The organism is Peptoniphilus olsenii (genome assembly GCF_040545475.1).
Lineage (GTDB): Bacteria > Bacillota > Clostridia > Tissierellales > Peptoniphilaceae > Peptoniphilus_A > Peptoniphilus_A olsenii.
In genome coordinates this window covers 1-19,848 of the sequence record NZ_JBEPMA010000007.1, presented here as the reverse complement: position 1 = coordinate 19,848, position 19,848 = coordinate 1, and the positions used below count along the sequence as shown (strand labels likewise).

The 19,848-nt window shown below is 30.0% G+C and carries 15 protein-coding genes; all 15 read right to left on the bottom strand.

The features are described from left to right. Positions 1 to 7 precede the first annotated feature (7 nt). The 15 genes from ABID14_RS06390 to ABID14_RS06320 all read right to left on the bottom strand — a co-directional run bounded on the left by ABID14_RS06390 (position 8) and on the right by ABID14_RS06320 (position 19,403). Complete coding sequence (locus ABID14_RS06390; protein ID WP_354368309.1) at positions 8 to 1,183, bottom strand: M20 metallopeptidase family protein; 1,176 nt, start codon at positions 1,181 to 1,183, stop codon at positions 8 to 10. A gap of 19 nt (positions 1,184 to 1,202) precedes the next feature. Next, positions 1,203 to 2,180 (bottom strand): molybdopterin-binding protein, encoded by a 978-nt coding sequence (locus ABID14_RS06385; protein ID WP_354368307.1) that lies wholly within the window; start codon positions 2,178 to 2,180, stop codon positions 1,203 to 1,205. Beyond that, entirely contained in the window at positions 2,180 to 2,962 is a 783-nt protein-coding gene (locus ABID14_RS06380; RefSeq protein ID WP_354368305.1) for an XdhC family protein, read from the bottom strand. Before ABID14_RS06380 ends, ABID14_RS06385 begins: the two co-directional genes overlap by 1 nt. Further along, positions 2,952 to 3,761, bottom strand: coding sequence for a selenium-dependent molybdenum cofactor biosynthesis protein YqeB (yqeB, locus tag ABID14_RS06375; RefSeq protein ID WP_354368303.1), 810 nt, complete (start codon positions 3,759 to 3,761; stop codon positions 2,952 to 2,954). The genes ABID14_RS06380 and yqeB overlap by 11 nt, the downstream gene beginning before the upstream one ends. Beyond that, entirely contained in the window at positions 3,754 to 4,326 is a 573-nt protein-coding gene (locus ABID14_RS06370; RefSeq protein WP_354368301.1) for a nucleotidyltransferase family protein, read from the bottom strand. Before ABID14_RS06370 ends, yqeB begins: the two co-directional genes overlap by 8 nt. Continuing rightward, positions 4,316 to 5,032, bottom strand: coding sequence for a selenium cofactor biosynthesis protein YqeC (gene yqeC / locus ABID14_RS06365; RefSeq protein ID WP_354368299.1), 717 nt, complete (start codon positions 5,030 to 5,032; stop codon positions 4,316 to 4,318). The genes ABID14_RS06370 and yqeC overlap by 11 nt, the downstream gene beginning before the upstream one ends. Positions 5,033 to 5,085: 53 nt before the next feature. Further along, complete coding sequence (xdh, locus tag ABID14_RS06360; protein WP_354368297.1) at positions 5,086 to 7,719, bottom strand: selenium-dependent xanthine dehydrogenase; 2,634 nt, start codon at positions 7,717 to 7,719, stop codon at positions 5,086 to 5,088. Between the two features lie 14 nt (positions 7,720 to 7,733). Further along, entirely contained in the window at positions 7,734 to 9,104 is a 1,371-nt protein-coding gene (hydA, locus tag ABID14_RS06355) for a dihydropyrimidinase (protein ID WP_354368295.1), read from the bottom strand. A gap of 12 nt (positions 9,105 to 9,116) precedes the next feature. After that, positions 9,117 to 10,829: an adenine deaminase gene (ade, locus tag ABID14_RS06350; RefSeq protein WP_354368293.1), complete on the bottom strand. Its 1,713-nt coding sequence runs from the start codon at positions 10,827 to 10,829 to the stop codon at positions 9,117 to 9,119. A gap of 80 nt (positions 10,830 to 10,909) precedes the next feature. Further along, positions 10,910 to 11,509, bottom strand: coding sequence for a xanthine dehydrogenase subunit XdhC (xdhC, locus tag ABID14_RS06345; RefSeq protein WP_354368291.1), 600 nt, complete (start codon positions 11,507 to 11,509; stop codon positions 10,910 to 10,912). After that, on the bottom strand, positions 11,499 to 12,386 hold the full coding sequence (gene xdhB / locus ABID14_RS06340; protein WP_354368289.1) for a xanthine dehydrogenase subunit XdhB: 888 nt from the start codon (positions 12,384 to 12,386) through the stop codon (positions 11,499 to 11,501). The genes xdhC and xdhB overlap by 11 nt, the downstream gene beginning before the upstream one ends. 1 nt (position 12,387) lies before the next feature. Then, complete coding sequence (gene xdhA, locus ABID14_RS06335; protein ID WP_354368287.1) at positions 12,388 to 14,691, bottom strand: xanthine dehydrogenase subunit XdhA; 2,304 nt, start codon at positions 14,689 to 14,691, stop codon at positions 12,388 to 12,390. A gap of 727 nt (positions 14,692 to 15,418) precedes the next feature. Then, positions 15,419 to 17,179, bottom strand: coding sequence for an ABC transporter ATP-binding protein (locus ABID14_RS06330; RefSeq protein ID WP_354368285.1), 1,761 nt, complete (start codon positions 17,177 to 17,179; stop codon positions 15,419 to 15,421). Between the two features lie 49 nt (positions 17,180 to 17,228). Next, positions 17,229 to 18,437, bottom strand: a complete 1,209-nt coding sequence (locus tag ABID14_RS06325) for a lanthionine synthetase LanC family protein (protein ID WP_354368283.1) — start codon at positions 18,435 to 18,437, stop codon at positions 17,229 to 17,231. 33 nt (positions 18,438 to 18,470) lie between these two features. Then, on the bottom strand, positions 18,471 to 19,403 hold the full coding sequence (locus ABID14_RS06320; RefSeq protein WP_354368281.1) for a CPBP family intramembrane glutamic endopeptidase: 933 nt from the start codon (positions 19,401 to 19,403) through the stop codon (positions 18,471 to 18,473). Between the last annotated feature and the right edge of the window lie 445 nt (positions 19,404 to 19,848).

The window sequence follows — 19,848 nt, the reverse complement described above, 5'->3', positions numbered from 1 at the left end:
TAATTATCTATTTCCCCATCTCTTGTCCTTCTATAACTGAATTTGCTAGAATTTCCGCAGCTGTTTTTATACCTTTATCAGAAGCATAAAATTTCCTACTATGCAGTGGATTTTTTTCTATCCCTTCTTCTGCACTTCCAAACCAATACATAAATGCTGGGACTTTTTGCATATAAAATGCAAAGTCTTCACTTGCCATAGTTGGCAATATATTTTCTATATTGCTCTTCCCAACTGTTTTTTCAGCTACTCTATGTGCAAATTCGTACATATCTTCTTTATTATAAACCAGGGGAATATTATCAATAAAATCAATTTTATATTTACATTGATACGCCGCTGATTCTTGCGAGACTATATCCTTCATTCTTTCGACTGCTATTTTAAAATTTTCTTCATCAAGCGATCTTATTGTTGCACTTAATTTTACAGAGTCTACCACTAAATTACTTGTGCTACCTCCATTTATAGAGTTAATAGATAAAAGGGTTGATGATAATGGATTTGTATTTCTGCTTATTACAGTTTGCAAAGACATTATAATATTTGCAGCACATACTATTGGGTCAATATTTAAATGTGGATTAGAGCCATGGCCGCCTTTTCCTTTTATTTCTATATTGAAATTTGTCTTGGTAGACATTAATGCACCTTTTTTTAGTATTACTTTTCCAGATTCAACCATCGGCCAATTATGAAAACCAAAAAACATATCAATTTTTAATTTGTCAAAGAGTCCAGCATCAATTAATTCTTTTGCTCCTTTTGTGGTTTCTTCTGAATTTTGGAATACAAAAACTACATCACCCAAAAGTTTATCTTTATTTTTAATGAGTGCTTTTATAGTTGCCAAAAGCGTTGCTGTATGAAAATCATGTCCGCACGCATGCATTATTTTCTTATTTTTTGATTTAAAACTAATATTAGTTTCTTCAGTTTGATTTATTGCATCAATATCTGCTCTTAATCCTACAGTTTTACCATTTTTCCCTGACAAAAGTCTGCATACTAATCCCGTTTTTATAGGAAAGTTTATTATTTCTATATCTTCAAACTTTTCTACAAAGTTCTTTATTACTTCTGTAGTTCTATATTCTTCTCCAGATATTTCTGGATGCTCATGCAAATCATGTCTAATTTTTATTATTTCTTCTAAATCTTTTTTGTCTATATTTATAGTCATTCGTATCCTTCTTTTTATATTATAAAAGTCCGCCTTCTCCTAATTCTGTGAAATCTTGTTTTTTAAGTTCTATTCCCGCAAAAATACGCGGCAAGAAAATATCAAAACTTGTAAATTTTGCATGCATTGATGCTCCTGGAACTCCCACTAAATAAGTGTTTTTGTTTTTCCCAACTGTTAGCATATTACCCGGCTGAATTGGAACACCTTGAATTATAAAATTATCACACATATTTTTTATTGCTCTTGGCGTTAAATCGTCAGGGTCAACACTCATTCCTCCACTAAATACTATTAAATCACAGTTCAAATTTAAAAAATTTCTTGCTGCTTCTTCTATCATATTTATATCATCTGGACATTTTACTATACCCACAATTTCCGCCTCAAATTTTGAGAGCTTTTCTCTTATCACAGGTTCAAATAAGTCATCTATCCTGCCATAATAAACTTCACTTCCAGTTATAATTACTCCAACTTTTAATTTTTTAAATTTTTCCACTTCAAATATTGGACCATATTCTTCCGCGATACTTAAAATATTTTCTACTTCTTTTTCTTCTGTATATAGTGGGACAATTCTTGCTCCAACTAATTTATCGCCTTTTTTTACTGTTGAATAAGATTTTATTGTGGCAAAAGTGTATATTCCTCTTTTGTTCAGTTTTAAAAGTGCATCTCTTTTTATAGTAAACATACCATATACATCACTTATAAAAGTTATTTTACCCTCTGAGATTTCAGATAAGCTTATATTTTGTCCTATGAGTTCATTTGCAACTCTACTTATGGCATCTTCTTCATGTACTTGACCATCTTCTAAATCGCCAACATAGATATTATCTTTGCCTATATCTTTTAACTTTTCAATATCATCTTCTTTGATTATATGATTTCTTCTAAATAAAACTCCTTTAAAACCGTCACTTTTTATGCCCGTTAAATCATGTAAAATAGGTTTTCCTATTGCATCTTCAATCTTTACCTTTTTTATCATCAACTCACCTTGTTCTCTTTTTCATTTTTTACTGCCAATATTTCTGACATAATAGAAATTGCAATTTCCTCGACACTTCCGTTATCAATATCAAGCCCTACTGGTGAATGAACTTTATCTAATAATTTTTCTCCAATTCCTCTTTCTTTCAAACTATCAAAAACAGATTTAATTTTATGTTTAGATCCAATCATACCAATATATTTGTAGTCTTCTTTTATTACAGATTGAAGTGCGTCTAGATCGTTATTAGGGGTACAAATTACTATAAAAGTGTTATCTCTATTGAAATTGATATTTGCTTTTGCATCATCTGGGTTTAATGCATAATAATTTTTCACATCTTTTAAATCTTCTTTTTCTTTAAATTCTTTTCTATCATCGACTATTGTCACATCAAAATTTGTCTTTACAGCGACTCTAGCGAGCTTTTGACCTACATGACCCGCACCATAAATTATTAATTGTGGTTTTGGTTTAAACACTTTTATATATCCTTTGTTGTTTCCACCACATAACATTTTTAAATCAGAACTTTGATTTAATTGATGATCAAAAATTTTATCTTTGCCTTTTTTAATTGCTTCCATAGCTTCTTTAGTAACCTCATACTCCACAGGCCCACCGCCAATTGTACCTATTGTAGTGCTATCTTCAAATACTGCCATCATAGAATCTATGGCTCCTGGCACCGAACCTTTACTTTCGGTAATAAAAACTAGGGCGGCTCTTTTGCCTTTCTCTACTTCTTTAACAATATTATTTAATATTTCAGTTTGCATTTTTGCATATTCTCCTTTTAAGAATTAATAGGGCCTCAAGTGTTCCTCCTCCAATGGCTCTCGCCTTATCAGATATCGTGACAGCATTTGTTTTATTAATTCGAGGGTCAACATCTCCAATTTTTAAACCTTTATTGACCTCGCTTCCATCTGCTATCATCCCACGCACCATACCATCTAATCCTGATTTTACTTCTTTTCCATCTACAGTTGCTACAACTTCGCCTTTGCAAACTACTTCTCCAATATCTTTTATTACTTTAATAGTTCCATCACTCGGCGAACGCAAAATTCTTTGGATAGTGTAGCCGCCAATATTTCCTGGAACTCCAGTATTTTTTTCAGGTTCTCCCTCAAAAATAAGTCTAGCTAAATCATGTCCTCTATTGGTTTCAATTACAACATCTACATCCTTTCCAGCTACAAAACCAGGCCCTAGTGCTATTGTAATGGGAGCCATATCTTTTGATGTACCTATATTTTTCTTTGCAAGGATTCCATCAACCACAGCAATTGGTTTTAATTTTTTTACATATTCAGCATTTTTATCAGCAATAATTGGTATGATATCTGAAGCCCAGCAACTTTTAATTTCTTCTAAATTTGATACTTTTTTAATTATCATATCTTCGATTTTACTTTCACCAGTTACCATCGCCTCGGCACATGCAACATATCTTCTTATACAAAGTGGTTTTTCTCGTTCCAAAATAAGAACTTTAAAACCTGCTCTATAAACTTTTTGTATAGAGCCTGTTGCCACATCTCCCCCACCTCTAAATATTACTAAATCATTCATACTTTTCTTTTATCTCCTGCAAATTATTGTAAGTGTCAATATCCCATAGTTCTGATATATCATCTATTAGAACTTCATTTTTATTTTCTCCTTCTACTAAAATCATACCGCCCTCATCATATTCCAAATTCAAAAGAGCATCTCTATATTTATTGGAAAAAATTACTGGAGCTCCTCTTCGTTTTTCTGTCCTAGGATAAGTAATATATTCATTTTCTTTATATGCATCAATTAATTTTTGCACTGTTTCTGGACTTAATAGAGGTTGATCTGCAACAAAAAACATCATCGCACTATCTAAATCAGTGTTTTCAATTCCAAGTTTAATAGAACTGGACTTGCCAACTTTGTTATTGTCATTATAAATTGACACGAATCCTCTTTTATCTGCTTCATCGAGAATCTCAGCATAACTGCTGACCACAATCACTTCATCAATTTCACTTACACCCATCAAATCGAATACATATTCAAATAATTTTTTGCCCTTGAGCTCCAATAATAGCTTATTTGTTCCCATTCTTTCTGAAAGTCCTGATGCCATGATAATTGCACTAATCTTCATAATATTCCTCCTCTAAAAGTGAACCACTAATATATTTAATACCTTCAGTATTATTTTTTAAATAACTAATTACTTCTCTTACTCTAGTCCTCTCATTCTTAGTTTCAACTTGGTTGAAGAAGACAAATTTCTCTTTATTAAAATTTTTAAAAGGTCCTGGATTTGAATTTATCAATTTTAGAAAAACATCCTCATTTACAAATCTGTCTTCTATAACTTTTTTAAATTCCGCATAATTATATATAAAATCTTCTTCAATTTTTCTGTCAATAGTTTTAGCAGAAAAAACTGCTATATTCTTATTACTTATATTATATATAACAGGCTCATGAGATTTCCACATTTTTAATGGTAAATTTCTACATCCATCTGCCTCTATTATAATGTAGTTAAAGTCTTTTTTTATTGAATTTATATCATGTTCGGTGATAGAGCTAAGTTTATTTTTCTGCGGCAATAATTTTCCAATAGCTACAATTATATTTTTATCTTTTACTTTTTCATAATCTGTAAAACTATCATATATAAAATCAGCTTCTTTATTTGTAGGCCTTTTTATTTTAGTAGAAGTGCAAATCAGTACCCTACCTTTATTCCTTAACTCTTTTGCAAGTTTATTCATCAATGTGGTCTTGCCACCACAACCAGTAATTGAAATAATATCGCCATTTTTTATTTTTAATAATTTAGAAATATTTTTATACATATTTTTCCTCAAAAATTAAGGATTGCACATAATGAGCAATCCTATACTAGAATTTATTTATCTTTTTTCAAAAAATCTTTCTTAGGTTTGCTATATGCAGTATCTTTCATTGGAAATTCATTTCTCAATATACCATCAAAGGCATAATAAGCACCTTGAACTGCAGATGCAATTGGAATTGTCGATATTTCACCAATACCCTTCGCTCCATATGCTATATCCAAAAGCTCTTCCTTTTCTACAAGTATTGTATATATCTTTGGAACAGCAGGAGCTCTCCACAGTCCTAATGTACCATACTTTGCTTTTACTACAGAATTTTGAACTTTTAAATCTTCAGTAAGTGCATAGCCAAGTCCCATTACTACTCCGCCTTCAATTTGTCCTTCAATAGTTGTCGGATTTATGACTTTCCCAGAATCATGTGCTGCATGAACTTCTTTAACTGTGCCATCATCATTTAGTATAACAACATGAGTTGCAAATCCATATGCTATATGCGAAACCGGATTTTCTTTATCTGAACCTAGTGGGTCCGTTGGATCAAAATATTCATAAAAATATTCTTTACCCTCTAAATCTTTAAGAGAATTTTCTTTTAAATCTTCGGCAAGCTTTTCAGCAGCTCTTCTAACTGCTTCTCCAGTAATTAAAGTATGTCTAGAACCAGAAGTTGTACCTGAGTCTGGCGATGTTTCTGAATTGGGCGTCATTATCTTTATTTTATCATAGGATAGTCCAGTAGCTTCGCCAGCAATTTGAAGCATGACAGTTCCTACACCTTGTCCAATTCCAGTTGCTGCACAATATAATTTACAAATTCCATCTTCTATTATAAATTTTGCTCTACCTTTGTCAGGCAATCCTACCCCTACACCAGCATTTTTCATGGCACACGCAATCCCAGCATGTTCCTTATTTTCTTCATATACATCTTTTACTGCCTCTAAAGTTTCTGCCAATGCAGTTGAACAATCTGCAATCTGACCATTGGGCAAAACTTGACCAGGTCTTATTGCATTTCTATATCTTATTTCCCATGGTGAGATACCAACTTTTTCTGCCAAAAGATTTATATTAGACTCCATAGCAAAATTTGATTGGCAAACCCCAAAACCACGAAAAGCTCCTGCAGGTGGATTATTAGTATAATATCCATATCCATGAATATCCGTATTTTGATAATTATATGGCCCCACTGAATGTGTGCAAGCTCTTTCTAAAACAGGTCCACAAAGTGAAGCATAAGCACCAGTATCAAAATATATTTCTGCTTCCATTGCTTGAAATATTCCATTTTCATCACAGCCAATTGTAAAAGTGGCAGTCATTGGATGACGTTTAGGATGCCATCTTAATGATTCGTCTCTTGTCATCTTATGCTTAACAGGTCTTTTGAATAAATAAGCGGCAAGTGCTGCTGGAGGCTGAACGGACATATCTTCCTTACCACCAAAGCCTCCTCCAACTAATGTATTTTCAACTACTATACGTTCGGGCTCATCTTGCCAATTAAACATTATAGAAAGTTCTTTTCTAGTATCATAAACACTTTGGTCAGATGAATAGACTTTTACTCCATCTTTATATGGAAGTGCAACACAACATTCAGGTTCTAAAAATGCATGCTCGGTAAATGGAGTTTTATATTCTTGTGTTACAGTATAAGCACATTTTTTCAAAGCTTCCTTGGCATTTCCACGGCTAACATGTCTTTCTTGGCATAGATTTCCATTTGGATGTATATTTGGTGCATCTTCTGCCATCGCTTCTTCCACAGAACTTATTGGTTTTAATTCTTCAAGTTCTACCTTTATTAATTTTTTGGCCTCTTCTAGCACTTTTGTATTTTCAGCTACTACAAAACACAAAGCATCTCCTAATGACTTTGTAATTTCGCCTTTTTTTACAAAAACATTCCAGTCTTGTTGAATATGACCTACAATATTATTTGGAACATCCTCTGCTGTCAATATCCCTACAACACCTTCTAATTTTAATGCTTCGCTATAGTCAATATCTATAAACTTTGCTCTTGGATACTTTGTTCTGACACACGATCCATGTAACATTTTTTCTAGCTCAATATCATCTGCATATATTCCTGTACCTAGAATTTTTTCTTTTGCATCTATTCTATTAGTTCTAAAACCAATTTTTGCATCTGAATCTTTTTCTGTATCTGTTTTATAATCTCCTCTAAGTATAGCAGCGGCAAGTTCAATTCCTCGAACTATTTTTTCATAACCGGTACATCTACAAATATTATTTTTAATACCAAGGCGAATATCTTCTTCACCTGGCTTAGGATTTTTTCTAATTACAGATACACCGCTCATCACCATACCCGGTATGCAAAAACCACATTGTACTGATCCTGCTTTTGTAAAAGCGTAGACAAAAGCATCTTTTTCTTGTTGAGTTAGACCTTCATTTGTGACAACTTCTGCATCTTTAAGTTTTGATAATCTTAATACACAAGATCTTTTATTTTCTTCTCCAACTAAAACTGTACAAGTACCACAAGCTCCTTGACTACAACCATCTTTTACAGATTTAAGTTTCAAGTCATCTCTTAAAAATCTAAGCAGAGTTTTATCTTCGTATGTTTCGTAAATTTGTCCGTTTACTTTTATTATAAAAGGCTCTTGATTATCTACTTTTTTATCAATAAGTATATTAGCCATAATTCACCATCTTTCTAGAATTTTCTAGGTACAAATTTTCCTCTACCTTTTTCCCCCAAGAGGAGGTCATTATTTACAATAACTTTTCCTCTCGCAATTACCACATCAACTTTTACAGCACTTACGTAATTTTCATAAGATGTGTAATCACAATTTGAATGTCTATTTTCTTCTTTAATAGTATAATTATCTTGTTCAAGCACAACTAAGTCGGCATCAGCACCAATTTTTATTTCACCTTTGTGTGGATACATTCCAAATATTTTACTTGGATTTGTGGAAAGTAGCTTAACAATCTTTACTAAAGATATATCTCTCTTCAAGCCTTCAGTTATCACCACTTCTAGCCTTTCTTCCACTCCTGGTGCTCCTCCTGGACAGTTTATGAAATTATCTTTATGAGGTAATTTATCTTTTTTATAATTAAAAGGACAGTGATCTGTCGCTATTACATCAACATCACCATCTTTTATACCTTGCCAAAGTGCTTCAATATCTTCTTTTTTCCTAAGAGGAGGTGCCATTATATATTTGATTGCCTCTTCATTTCCACCTTCAATATATTTTGTTTCATCTAAAGTTAAATACTGAGTACAAGTTTCGCAGTAGAGATTTTTTACGCCACGCTTTCGTGCAAATTTTATTTCATCTAAACCTTTTTTACTTGAAGTATGCACTATATATAATTTTGGATAGTCTGCCATCTCACTTAAATAAATAAGTCTGTTTATCGCTTCTGCTTCAGTCTCTTGAGGTCTAGTTTTTGCATGAAATACAGGTTCTAAATTACCTTCTCTTATAGCTTCGTTTCTAAGCTGTTCAATTGCTTTATCATTCTCACAATGAACACAAACAACCGTCCCAGTTTCTTTCGCCTTTTTGAGGACTCTAAGCATTTCACCGTCATCAAGTTTACCACTATAAGTGGTATAAATTTTTACTGAAACTATCCCCTCATCGTATAAATCTGAGATTTCGTTAAGTAAGTTATCGTTTAATTCATACAATGCTCCATGAAAAGAATAATCTATCACAGCTTTTCCATTAGCTAAATCATGATAATGACTAATCATACTTTTTAAACTCGAACCTCTATCTAAAGCACCAATATGATCGACAATAGTAGTAGTCCCACCATGTGCTGCTGCAATAGTTCCCGTATAAAAGTCGTCAACCGAAATATATTCACCCAAATCTAAATTCATATGAGTGTGCACATCTACCCCGCCGGGCAATACAAATTTATCTTTTGCATCAATTACAGTATCTGCTTCACTAACTATATTTTCATCAATTTTTATAATTTTTTCATCCTTAATCAAAAGGTCGCATTGTTTAATTTTATCGTCTAATACAACATTTCCATTTTTAATAAGTATTGACATTTTTTCCTTCTTTCATGCATTTATATCTATAAATTCAAATTTTTCAACATCAAAAAGACCTTTGTCCGTGAGTTTTAACTTTGGTATAACTGGCAGGCTCATAAATCCAAGAGTTAATATTGGGTCTAAGTCATAATTATTTACTCCCAAATTTTGATAAATTGCATCTAAAATTTGTTCTAATTTTAAATTAGTTTCTTCAATTGAAAGATTTGTCATTAGACCAGCTATCTCAAGAGGCAAGCTAGCTAATACTTTTTTATTCTTTATCACAACTACTCCGCCATTTAAATTTACAATTTCATGCATTGCTTGATATATATCTTCATCACTTTTTCCAATAATCATAATATTGTGAGAATCGTGAGCTATTGTCTGAGCAATCGCTCCATTTTTTATACCAAAACCTTTTATTATTCCCTTGCCAATACTTTTTATACCTTTATGTCTTTCTATAACAACTAGTTTTTGATAAGTATCATCAGCAACAAAAATTCCATTTTCAACTTTAACTTTTTCCGTCAACTTCTCTGTTATGAGTTCATTTGGATTAATTCCAATTACATTTGCAAAGTTAGAATTCATTTCAATTTTAAAATCATCAATATCATAATCGTGAACTCTTAATTTGCCAAAACTCTGTTTTTTATCTTCATCGTCAAATTCTATTAACAATTTATCTCCATCTACAGCAAGATTTCCTTTTATAAATACTTTTTCTATTTCAAAATTTTCTAAATTATCAACTATTATAAAATTAGCCTCATAACCTGGGGCAATAGCTCCTTTATTTTTTAAACCATAACATTTTGCCGCATTTATAGTTGCAATTTTTATAGTATCTATTGGTTCTACTCCGTTCTTAATTGCAATCTTAATATTTTCATTTACCGAACCTTTAGTCAATAAATCCTTTGGATGTTTGTCGTCAGAACAGAAAACTATATTGTCAATATTATTTTTATTTATACCCTTAGTTAAGGTTTCTGCATTTTTAGCAGAGGTTCCCTGTCTAATTTGAACGACCATACCTCTTGAAATTCTTTCATTCATTTCTTCGATTGTTGAACATTCGTGGTCAGTTTTAATTCCTGCTACACAGTATGCATTTAAATCTTTGTCAAGAACCCCAGGAGCATGTCCGTCAATTGGTTTATCTTTAAATCCATTAATTTTACTAAGCACCGCTTCATCACAGTTTAAAACTCCAACATAGTTCATCATTTCACCAAGACCTAATATTTTTTCGTCATCTTTTAACTTATTGAGTGTCTCAAAGTCTAAAACGGCACCTGAATTTTCAAAAAATGTTGCTGGTACACATGAGGGTAGCATAATTCTTATATCAACTGGAAGATTTTTGGACTCATCTATTAAATATCTAATCCCTTCTATTCCAAGCACATTTGCAACTTCATGTGGATCGGCAATAATTGTTGAGACACCATTTTTAAGTAAAATTTTGGCAAATTCCCGTGGGCTAACCATTGATGATTCTATATGTACATGAGAATCTATTAAACTCGGGCACACAAATTTATAAGAAAGATCTATTTCTTTTTTGCCCTCATAACTACCAACCCCCAAAATTACTCCATCTGCTACTGCAATATCTGCATTAATTATTCTGTTGGAAAATACATCAACTACTTTTGCATTCTTAAAAACTATCTCAGCATTTTCCATCCCTCTTGCCATTTGAATTCTTTTTTCTAAATTTTGCATAAATACCTCTTAAATTAAAAGTCTCGCAAAAATTCACGAGACTTTATTCATTTTATTATCTACACATTCTGCCTATTAAATTACATAAAATCTTCTTTGTTATCTTCGTTAATCCTGTTTACTTTATGCTCAGGCTCTAATTCAAAGCCATTTGTGATATTATTAGCCTTTTGTACTGCCAATAAAATATTTTCGTAACCAGTACATCTACACATATGGTTAGCTAATTCTTTGCGAAGTTCTTCTATGGTATAGTATTTACCTCTAGCAATGATTTCTGTTGCAGATACTATGAAACCTGGAGTACAAAAACCACATTGAACTGCAGCTTCATCTACAAAAGCTTGCTGAACTATTGAAAGTGAGCCATCTTTTAGAGTGATGCCCTCAGTTGTCCATATATCCTTTCCTTCTGCCCATATAGCCATATATATGCAAGAATTAAAAGAAATACCATCAATTAGAACTGCACAGGCTCCACATTCTCCAACTTCACAACCTTTTTTAACTGAAGTTAACGAAAATTCATTTCTCAAAAAGTCTGTAAGTGATGCTCTCATATCAACCATTTTGGCTACTGGCACTCCATTCACCTTACATTTTACTAATTTATATTGCGGTTCAAAATGTAAAACTTGTTCTTCCTTTGGTTCATAAGGTCCATGTTCGTTAGTGTGCATTTTGACCTCCTTTATATTTAACTTCAATTTCTTTTAAACTTCTATAACAAATTTCATACAATAGTTGAGTTCTTAAAGCCTTAGATGCCCTCCAAGAATCACGCGGTGCAAGTTCATCTAATGCTTTTTTAGCAAATTCTTTCATGTTTTCATCATTAAATTCTTTGCCCTTAAACCAGTTTTCTGCCTCAAAAACTCTAGTAGGAGTTGGCCCTGCAACACCATAAGCAGCCCTAGCATCTTCTACTATATTATTATCAGATAATTTTATATTTACTGAACATGATGAAGTGGCAATATCCATAGCATTTCTCATTGCATATTTAAAATAATGTCCGTGATAATTTTCATAGGATTCTTTTTTTATTTTAATTGCTGTTAAAACCTCGTCAGCTTTGATATCAACCTTTCCAAATCCAAGATAAAATTCAGTAGCAGGCACTTCTCGAACTCCATTTGCTCCTTGAAGTTCAATAATCGCATCATATGCCAACACTGTAGTTGCTGAATCTGCGGAAGGAACGCCATTGCTAAGATTTCCTCCAATTGTAGCTATATTTCTAAGTTGAGGTCCACCAGCTGTGTCAACAGCTTCACCAAGTGTAGGACAACACTTTTGAACTAGATCATTTTCTGTAATTGTTGTAAAAGATGAAAGTGCACCTACTCTTAGACTACCGTCATCTAATATGTCTATACCTCTTAGTTCATCGCAAAGATAAATTGATATAAGTTCACTGCCCGCCATTTTGCCTTCACGTATTTTTATCAAAACATCTGAGCCTCCACCAATTAAAATTGCTTTTGGATGAGCTTGTCTTAATTTTATAATATCTTCTATAGTATAGGCTTCATAGACTTTCTTAATATCATACATTTTATTCCACCTCTTCTAAATCATTATCAATTAACCCAGCTTCTTTAAATAATGGGAATAGAACATGCGGTGTCATTGGAGCTTTATCTACTTCTACTCCTGTCGCATTTAAAATAGCATTTCTAATTGCAGGGGCTGGTGAACAAGTTGGTGGCTCACCCAAAGATTTTGTATTAAATGGAGAAGTTGGCTCTGGATTTTCTACAAAATAAACTTCAAATCTTGGGTGATCCATTGTAGTTGATAATTTATAATCCAACAAGTTTCCATTTAAAATTCTGCCATATTTATCATATTTTAATTCTTCAGAAAGAGCAAAACCTACAGCCATTGACATACCACCATGAGCTTGTGCCTCTGCAAGCCTTGGATTTATTAACTCACCACAGTCGTGAACATTAATAAGTCTTAAAATCTTGACCTTACCAAGAGAAATATCGACTTCAACTTCTGCAAAACTTGCCCCAAAAGAATAAGCATTATTTCTAATAGTATATGTGGACTCAGCCGTAATATGCTCACTGTCTAAAGGATTATATAAAGATCTCATTGCAACATCTTCTATTGTAGTAACTACCCTCTTATCAGTTTTTCTTATAATATTACTATTAACTATATCTAGTTTTTCAGGTGCCATATCATTTAATTTAGCAGCTTTTCTCAAAATCTTTTCTTTAAAAATCTTGCCAGTTTTAGCAATAGCAAAACTTGCCATATAAGTTTGTCTTGAAGCATAAGCACCAAGTCCAAAAGGAGTGATATCAGTATCTTGATGACTTATAATGTGGACATCCTCAAACTTCATACCAACAGCATCGGCCGTCATTTGTGAAAATGCAGTATCTCCACCTTGTCCAATTTCAGTCTCTCCAAGTTGAACTTGCATTGAACCGTCTTGATTTAGTACCATTCTACAAGAAGCAGTTTCAAGAGATATTGGATAAACCCCAGTATTGTACCAGAAAGTTGCCATCCCTATTCCTCTTCTAAAGTTTCCTGTTTGATTTTTATATTCTTCTATCTTTTCATCATAATTAATTGCACGTCTTCCCACAGCTAAACATTCTCTAAAAGAATCATAATAGTTTTCATTGTGAGAAAAACCATCAACATAACCTTTTGGCATAATATATTTAAGTCTATATTCATAAGGATCAAAGCCCATTTTGTGGCAAATATCATTTATATGCGATTCGCCTGCAAACATAGCTTGAGGTATACCATAGCCCCTCATAGCACCAGAAACTGGAAGATTTGTATAAATAGTATATGCATCTGCCTCTACATTATCGCAAGGATATTGTTGATGAAAACAACCCATAGCCTTAGAAGCTATTGAATGTCCGTGTGATGCATAACCACCATTACCTGCAAAAACTTCAATTTTTCTAGCTGCAAAAGAACCATCAGATCTAACATGTGAAATAATATGAATCTTCATTGGGTGACGAGTCCTTGTACTAGAAAAAGTTTCTTCTCTTGAAGTGTCAAGTACCACAGGATGACCACCAACTTGTGTAGTTAAAAAAGCACCAAGTGGCTCATAAAGTGCATCTTGCTTGTTACCAAAACCTCCGCCTATATAAGGTTTAATAACTCTTATTCTACCCCAAGGCACTCCCAAAGCTTGACCACATACGCGTCTTACAATATGTGGAATTTGTGTAGAAGCAACTACAACAATTTTATTACCTTCCTCATAGGAATAAACAATACCATTTTCAATATGAGAATGTTGAACAATTGGCGTTTCATACCAACCTTCAACTTTTGTCAAACCTTCTTCTTTGATTGCCTCTTGATAGTCTCCCCTATTATTTGAAGTATGAGCCAAAATATTTTTTGGACAATCGTCATGAATTGGAACATTTGTCCCTTTCATAGATTCCATTTGATCAAATGCAGCTTCATATTCTTCATATTCAACTTTTATCTTTTCGATAGCTCTTGAACAAGCCACACTGTTTTTTGCAATTACGACAGCAACATCATCACCATAATATCTAACATGAGTATTTAAAAGATTTCTATCGGCCTTATCTTGATGTGAAGGATCAGTTGACCAAGGATGCCCCGCTGTAGGAAAACCCCATTTAGGAACATCAAAACAAGTTACAATTTTTACAACATCTTCTATTTTTTCAGCTTCAGATGTGTCTATAGAAATTACTTTGCCATGTGCTATAGTTGAGTGTAAAATTTTTGCAACATATGAATTAGCAGACACTAAATCTTCAGTATATTTAGCACGACCAGTCACTTTATCATATGCATCTACTCTATCAACGTTTTTACCAACGTACATAGTTTACCTCCCCTTAAAATCTAAATTAAAACACAATTAAACATTGAGTTAAAATTTTGATATTTAATATGTTACAGAAAATGTTTTTTATATCTACAGACATTATCTGTAGTCAAATAAAATATTAAATATTAAGATCTAATATAATTATTACCCTCTTTCCCAGATAACTATATGAAAGTTATCGGACATAAAGCTTCTATTATCTAAAATAAATATTTAAGTCTAGTAATAAGTGAAATATGATAACCTTTCCACAATCATTTTCTACAAAGTCTAATTTTAAAATAATATTATTATGTAATTTTATTAAATATTTTATAAAAAGAATCTTAATATATCTCTATATTCTATATAATAACACTAAAATACAAAAAACAAAAGAATTTTTCATGACTAATATGTTACATAATTTTTATTTTATTAAAATAATAGAATTGACTTGATAAATTAAATTTTTCTTAGCATCAGGAATTAAATATTTAGTTAAAATCTACGTTCAAATAAGAGAAAATTAATAATAAAATACTATGAGAATAGAAAGTCAACAAAAATATTCCCCTAAAAAGTAGGGGAATATAAAAAACCACGTCATATTATAATGTCATTTAGGCTAACTTATTCATGAATATCAGAGAAAAAATAAATCATTTAAACAATCCATTTTTTGATTATATAATAATTAAAACTGGTACAAAACTCCAACATATTTTAAATAGAAGGCTATTTATACACCCAAAAGTTTTTTATAAAATATCCCATCTCTAATTAAACTTTCATGACTTCCTCTCTCAATTATCTGTCCATCTTTTAAAATAATAATTTCGTCTACAAAACCTACAATATTAAAAAATTTATGTGCAATTATAATTCCGATTTTATTTTCTAAAATATCTTTATATAAACTAGAAATTTCTCTCTCTGTAATAGAATCCATTGAAGCATTTGGCTCATCTAATATATATAAACTACTCTCTTTTGCAAATGCCCTTGCAAGAGCAACTTTTTGCCACTGACCCATAGATAAATTAACTCCATCATCAAACCACATACCTAATTGTGTATCTAATTTCTTATCATATGAGTTAATTAATTCTAGAAAATTAAATTTGAAAGCTATTTCTTTTATCTTTTCATCTTTATTCATAATCGCTAAATTACTATAAGATATATTTTTTCTAAAACTTGCCTCATATTTAACAAAATCTTGAAATAGAGTTGAAATTTCTTTTAGCAAAGATTCTTTATCAATATCCCTAACTTCAATGCCGTTAATTAATATATTTCCCTCATAATTTCTATAAAATCCCATAATTAATTTTATTAAAGTTGTTTTTCCACTTCCATTCATTCCTAAAATCGCAATTTTTTCATTCTTATTTATATGTAGATTAATATTTTTAAGAACATATTCCTTTGAAGAGTTATATTTATAATATAAATTCTTTATTTCTATTTCTCTTATTTCGTTTATTTTTATTTTATTAGAAATGTCCTCTTCTTCCAAATCAAAAAACTCAAATAATTGTCCGATAAATAAACTTTGATTAACCATATTTGATAATCCTAAAAGGATTGAAGTTATATTAGACTTAGAATTGGAAATTGCTCTAATATAAGTTATAACATCTCCAATTAAAATGTTACCAAAAAATCCCAATGAAATTGTGTAATAGAAAATAAATCCATCCACTAATGTTTCTACTACACTAATTAAGGTTGACCATTTTATTTGAGATTTATTTATCTCTAAATCTTCCTTATTAAATCTTTTAATAAGGTTTTTATATTTATTTATAAAATAAGAAAAAAGATTATAAGTTTTAAGTTCTTTATAAAAATTCCCATAAGACAACAAGTATGTTAAATACCAGCTTTTTCTACTATCGTTCGTTCTCTGTTTTATTATCTCAAATCTTTTTAAGTTAAACTTATTATTTATAATGTATTTAAATATAGGAATAACCATAATAACAGCAACAAGCCAAACTCTAAAATTTATTAAAATGAAAATATAGGAAGAAAGAGTAATCAACTGAGTTATTATGGACATAAAGTTTTCATAATAAGATAAAAGATTATCTCCTCCTTGATTCTGTGCCCTATTCATTATGTCATAAGTTTTTGAATTCTCATAATCAGACAAAGATAGTCTAGATGCCTTTAAATATATTTTCTCTGAAAAATATAAATTAAATTTCATACTATATTTAGTATTATAATATCCTAGAAAATTTGAATAAACCGAATTAAATAAATCTATAGAAATATAAAGTATAATATAAAAAATTATATTGTTTAAATTTCTTTCCGTTTGAACTCCATTTATAATTTTTTGCATTATAATAAGAGAAACAGGAGAAATAATACCATTTATTATCATAGATACTATAGATATGAAAATATATTTATTATCTATTATTTTCATATTATGAATAATCCAAATTAAATTTTTAAATATATTTTTATCATATTTTTTTTCTTTCATTTTTAGTCCTAATATTTATCCTAGTTAAAAATTAAATAAACTAATCTTTTTAATCTATCATTATCAATTTTCCAAAATTGGAAATATAATTCATACTATTGTTGAGAGTTAAGTATACTCCAGTAAATCCTTGCAGGAAACTAATATCGCCAAAATATATATCATCTATATAAGAATTAAGCCCTTTTTTAGTTATTTCATTTATGATTAGCTCAATAAACTTATCTTTTATATCTAATTTTTCTTGTAAATATAATTTCCTAAAATATTTATCTGAAAAAGAATAATCAATTATTGATATTACAGAAGAATATCCATGGCACAAATTAGAAATGTTCAAGTTTAAGTCATCTTTATATAAAAGATTTATAAGTTCTCTTATGTAAAAATTTTTTTCTTCTTCATATCCTAAATATGAATAAGTTTTTATTAAGCCTCTTAAAATTCCCAAGTTACCATTACACCAACTCGACTTATAATTTTCTAAATCTAATTTATATTTTTTGTTATATAAATCATCAAGATTTAATTTTACAGGCCAATAAAGTACATTATTTATTTTCTTACAAAAATTTTTGTAATAAGCTAATATTTTTTCTATAGCATTGTCTAAATCTTTAATATTATATCCTTTGCTTTTTGCTTTTGCTAACACTATAGCAATTGAAATAATTCCGTGGGCCATTCCAAAATTTAAATGTCCATGTGGAAAATTTATAGTTTCTAAATCATTTTTTTGCATTTCTCTTTTTATAAAAAATTTATTATCTTCCATTGTTATTGATACTAAATATTTAATTATATTTTCTATTCCTTTTTGTTCAAAATTATTATCTAGAAAATAGTACAAATCTCCTGATAATCCACCTATAATATCATAAAAATTATAATGAATGCTTTTATATCCTTCATAATTTTTAAGTAAGTTCAGTGTGATTTTAAAAAATAAATTATCAACACTTTTTGAAAAATCTTTTAATAATCCTGTTATAATCGAAAATTCTTTCAACACAAAAGCAAATTGTCCTAATCCTCCAATCATACCACAATTATATATTATATTTCCTTTATTGAATTCATCTCTTATAGCCTTATAATAATCATAAACTTTCCTTATATAAATATCATTATAATTATTCAATAATAATTGATTTATTATCATAATATCATTTGAATCTATTATTTTATCTCTATTTATAAAATAATTTGACATTCTATCATTAATATTAGTAATCTTTTGCTCATAATTCTTAATCATAATAGGCACCCTTATTTTAATTCAAGTTAAAATTCAATTATACTTTTTATTTAATAAAAATGGAGTATATACAAGTATAGCTGTTATTACAGATACAAGTAAAAATTCTTTTGTAAAAATAAAATCTTGATTGTAATCTGCACTCGTTACATTAGCCATAAACATATTGTGCAAAAGATGAATGAAAGTTACCACAAGAACACTTCTACTCTCCATATAAATGAGTCCAAGCACTATCCCAATAGTAATGCAAAATACAGTAATATCTATACCTGCATAAAGGCCTTCTATTCCAGAATAAAACACAAAAAAATACAAGGGCAAATGAGATAAGCCCCACATAATGCCAGTTAATAAAACTCCTATTCTATTACCATACAATGATTGATATCTTGTCTGTAAAAAATATCTCCAACCATATTCTTCACCCATAGTAAATATTAAATTAATGATTGTGCTAAATAATCCTATGGTAAATGTACCTATTACTCTCGTTAAAAGATCAGTAACATCTACATCTGATTGAAAGTAAAAATTTAATATTCCCATTCTAAATGTATCTATTAAAATTACAACAAAAGCCCATTTAAGAAATAAAGCAAAATTAAATTTTCCTCTTAATCTCTTATCATCTATAGTTAACACATAAAGACTAATTACCCAACCCAAAGACACGACAAAATTTATATTATTTAAGACTTTTTCTGAAAATAATGACAATATATAAAAAAATATAAATATTATAAAGTATAAGGAATATATCAGACTAAATTTATCTTTAGATAAATCTTTTAACTTAAAATCTTTTTCTAATAAAATTGCAATAAAAGCAGGAACTAAACTCATGACAAGTGTTATAACCCCTATATTATCTGCTTTATAAAAATATTTACATGTAATCCCTATCAATAAATCTATAAAAAGAACTATAAATAAGAAATATTTTATTTCTTTTTTTGTGCTCATATTAACTCCTCTCTTACTATATTTATTAACTCACTCATTTTTTTTATTAAATATTTTATTATTAAGAAAATCACTACCATTTTAAAAAAATCTATATTCTTTAAAATGGTAGTGTATATAAATATACGAAAAATGTAATCTTTATAACTTTAAATTTTTAAATTTCATAGTTTAATCTATACTAGAAAATTTCACAATCTGTGTCAAGTCCATAATATTATGTAAATTAATCTAGTACAATATTTAATCTATCATTTGCCTTAGCTATCAAATAAATACTTAAAAGGTTCTGTCAAGGGGAAAAGCGAAGCGTACCTTGACAGGTTCTTTTTAGTATTTATAATCTTTTGAGGCAAATGATGATTATCTAAAATTTAATATAGCTTCTTTGAGTAGATATCCACTCTTCATTTATATCAATTAATATAGCTCCTATTAATCTTAT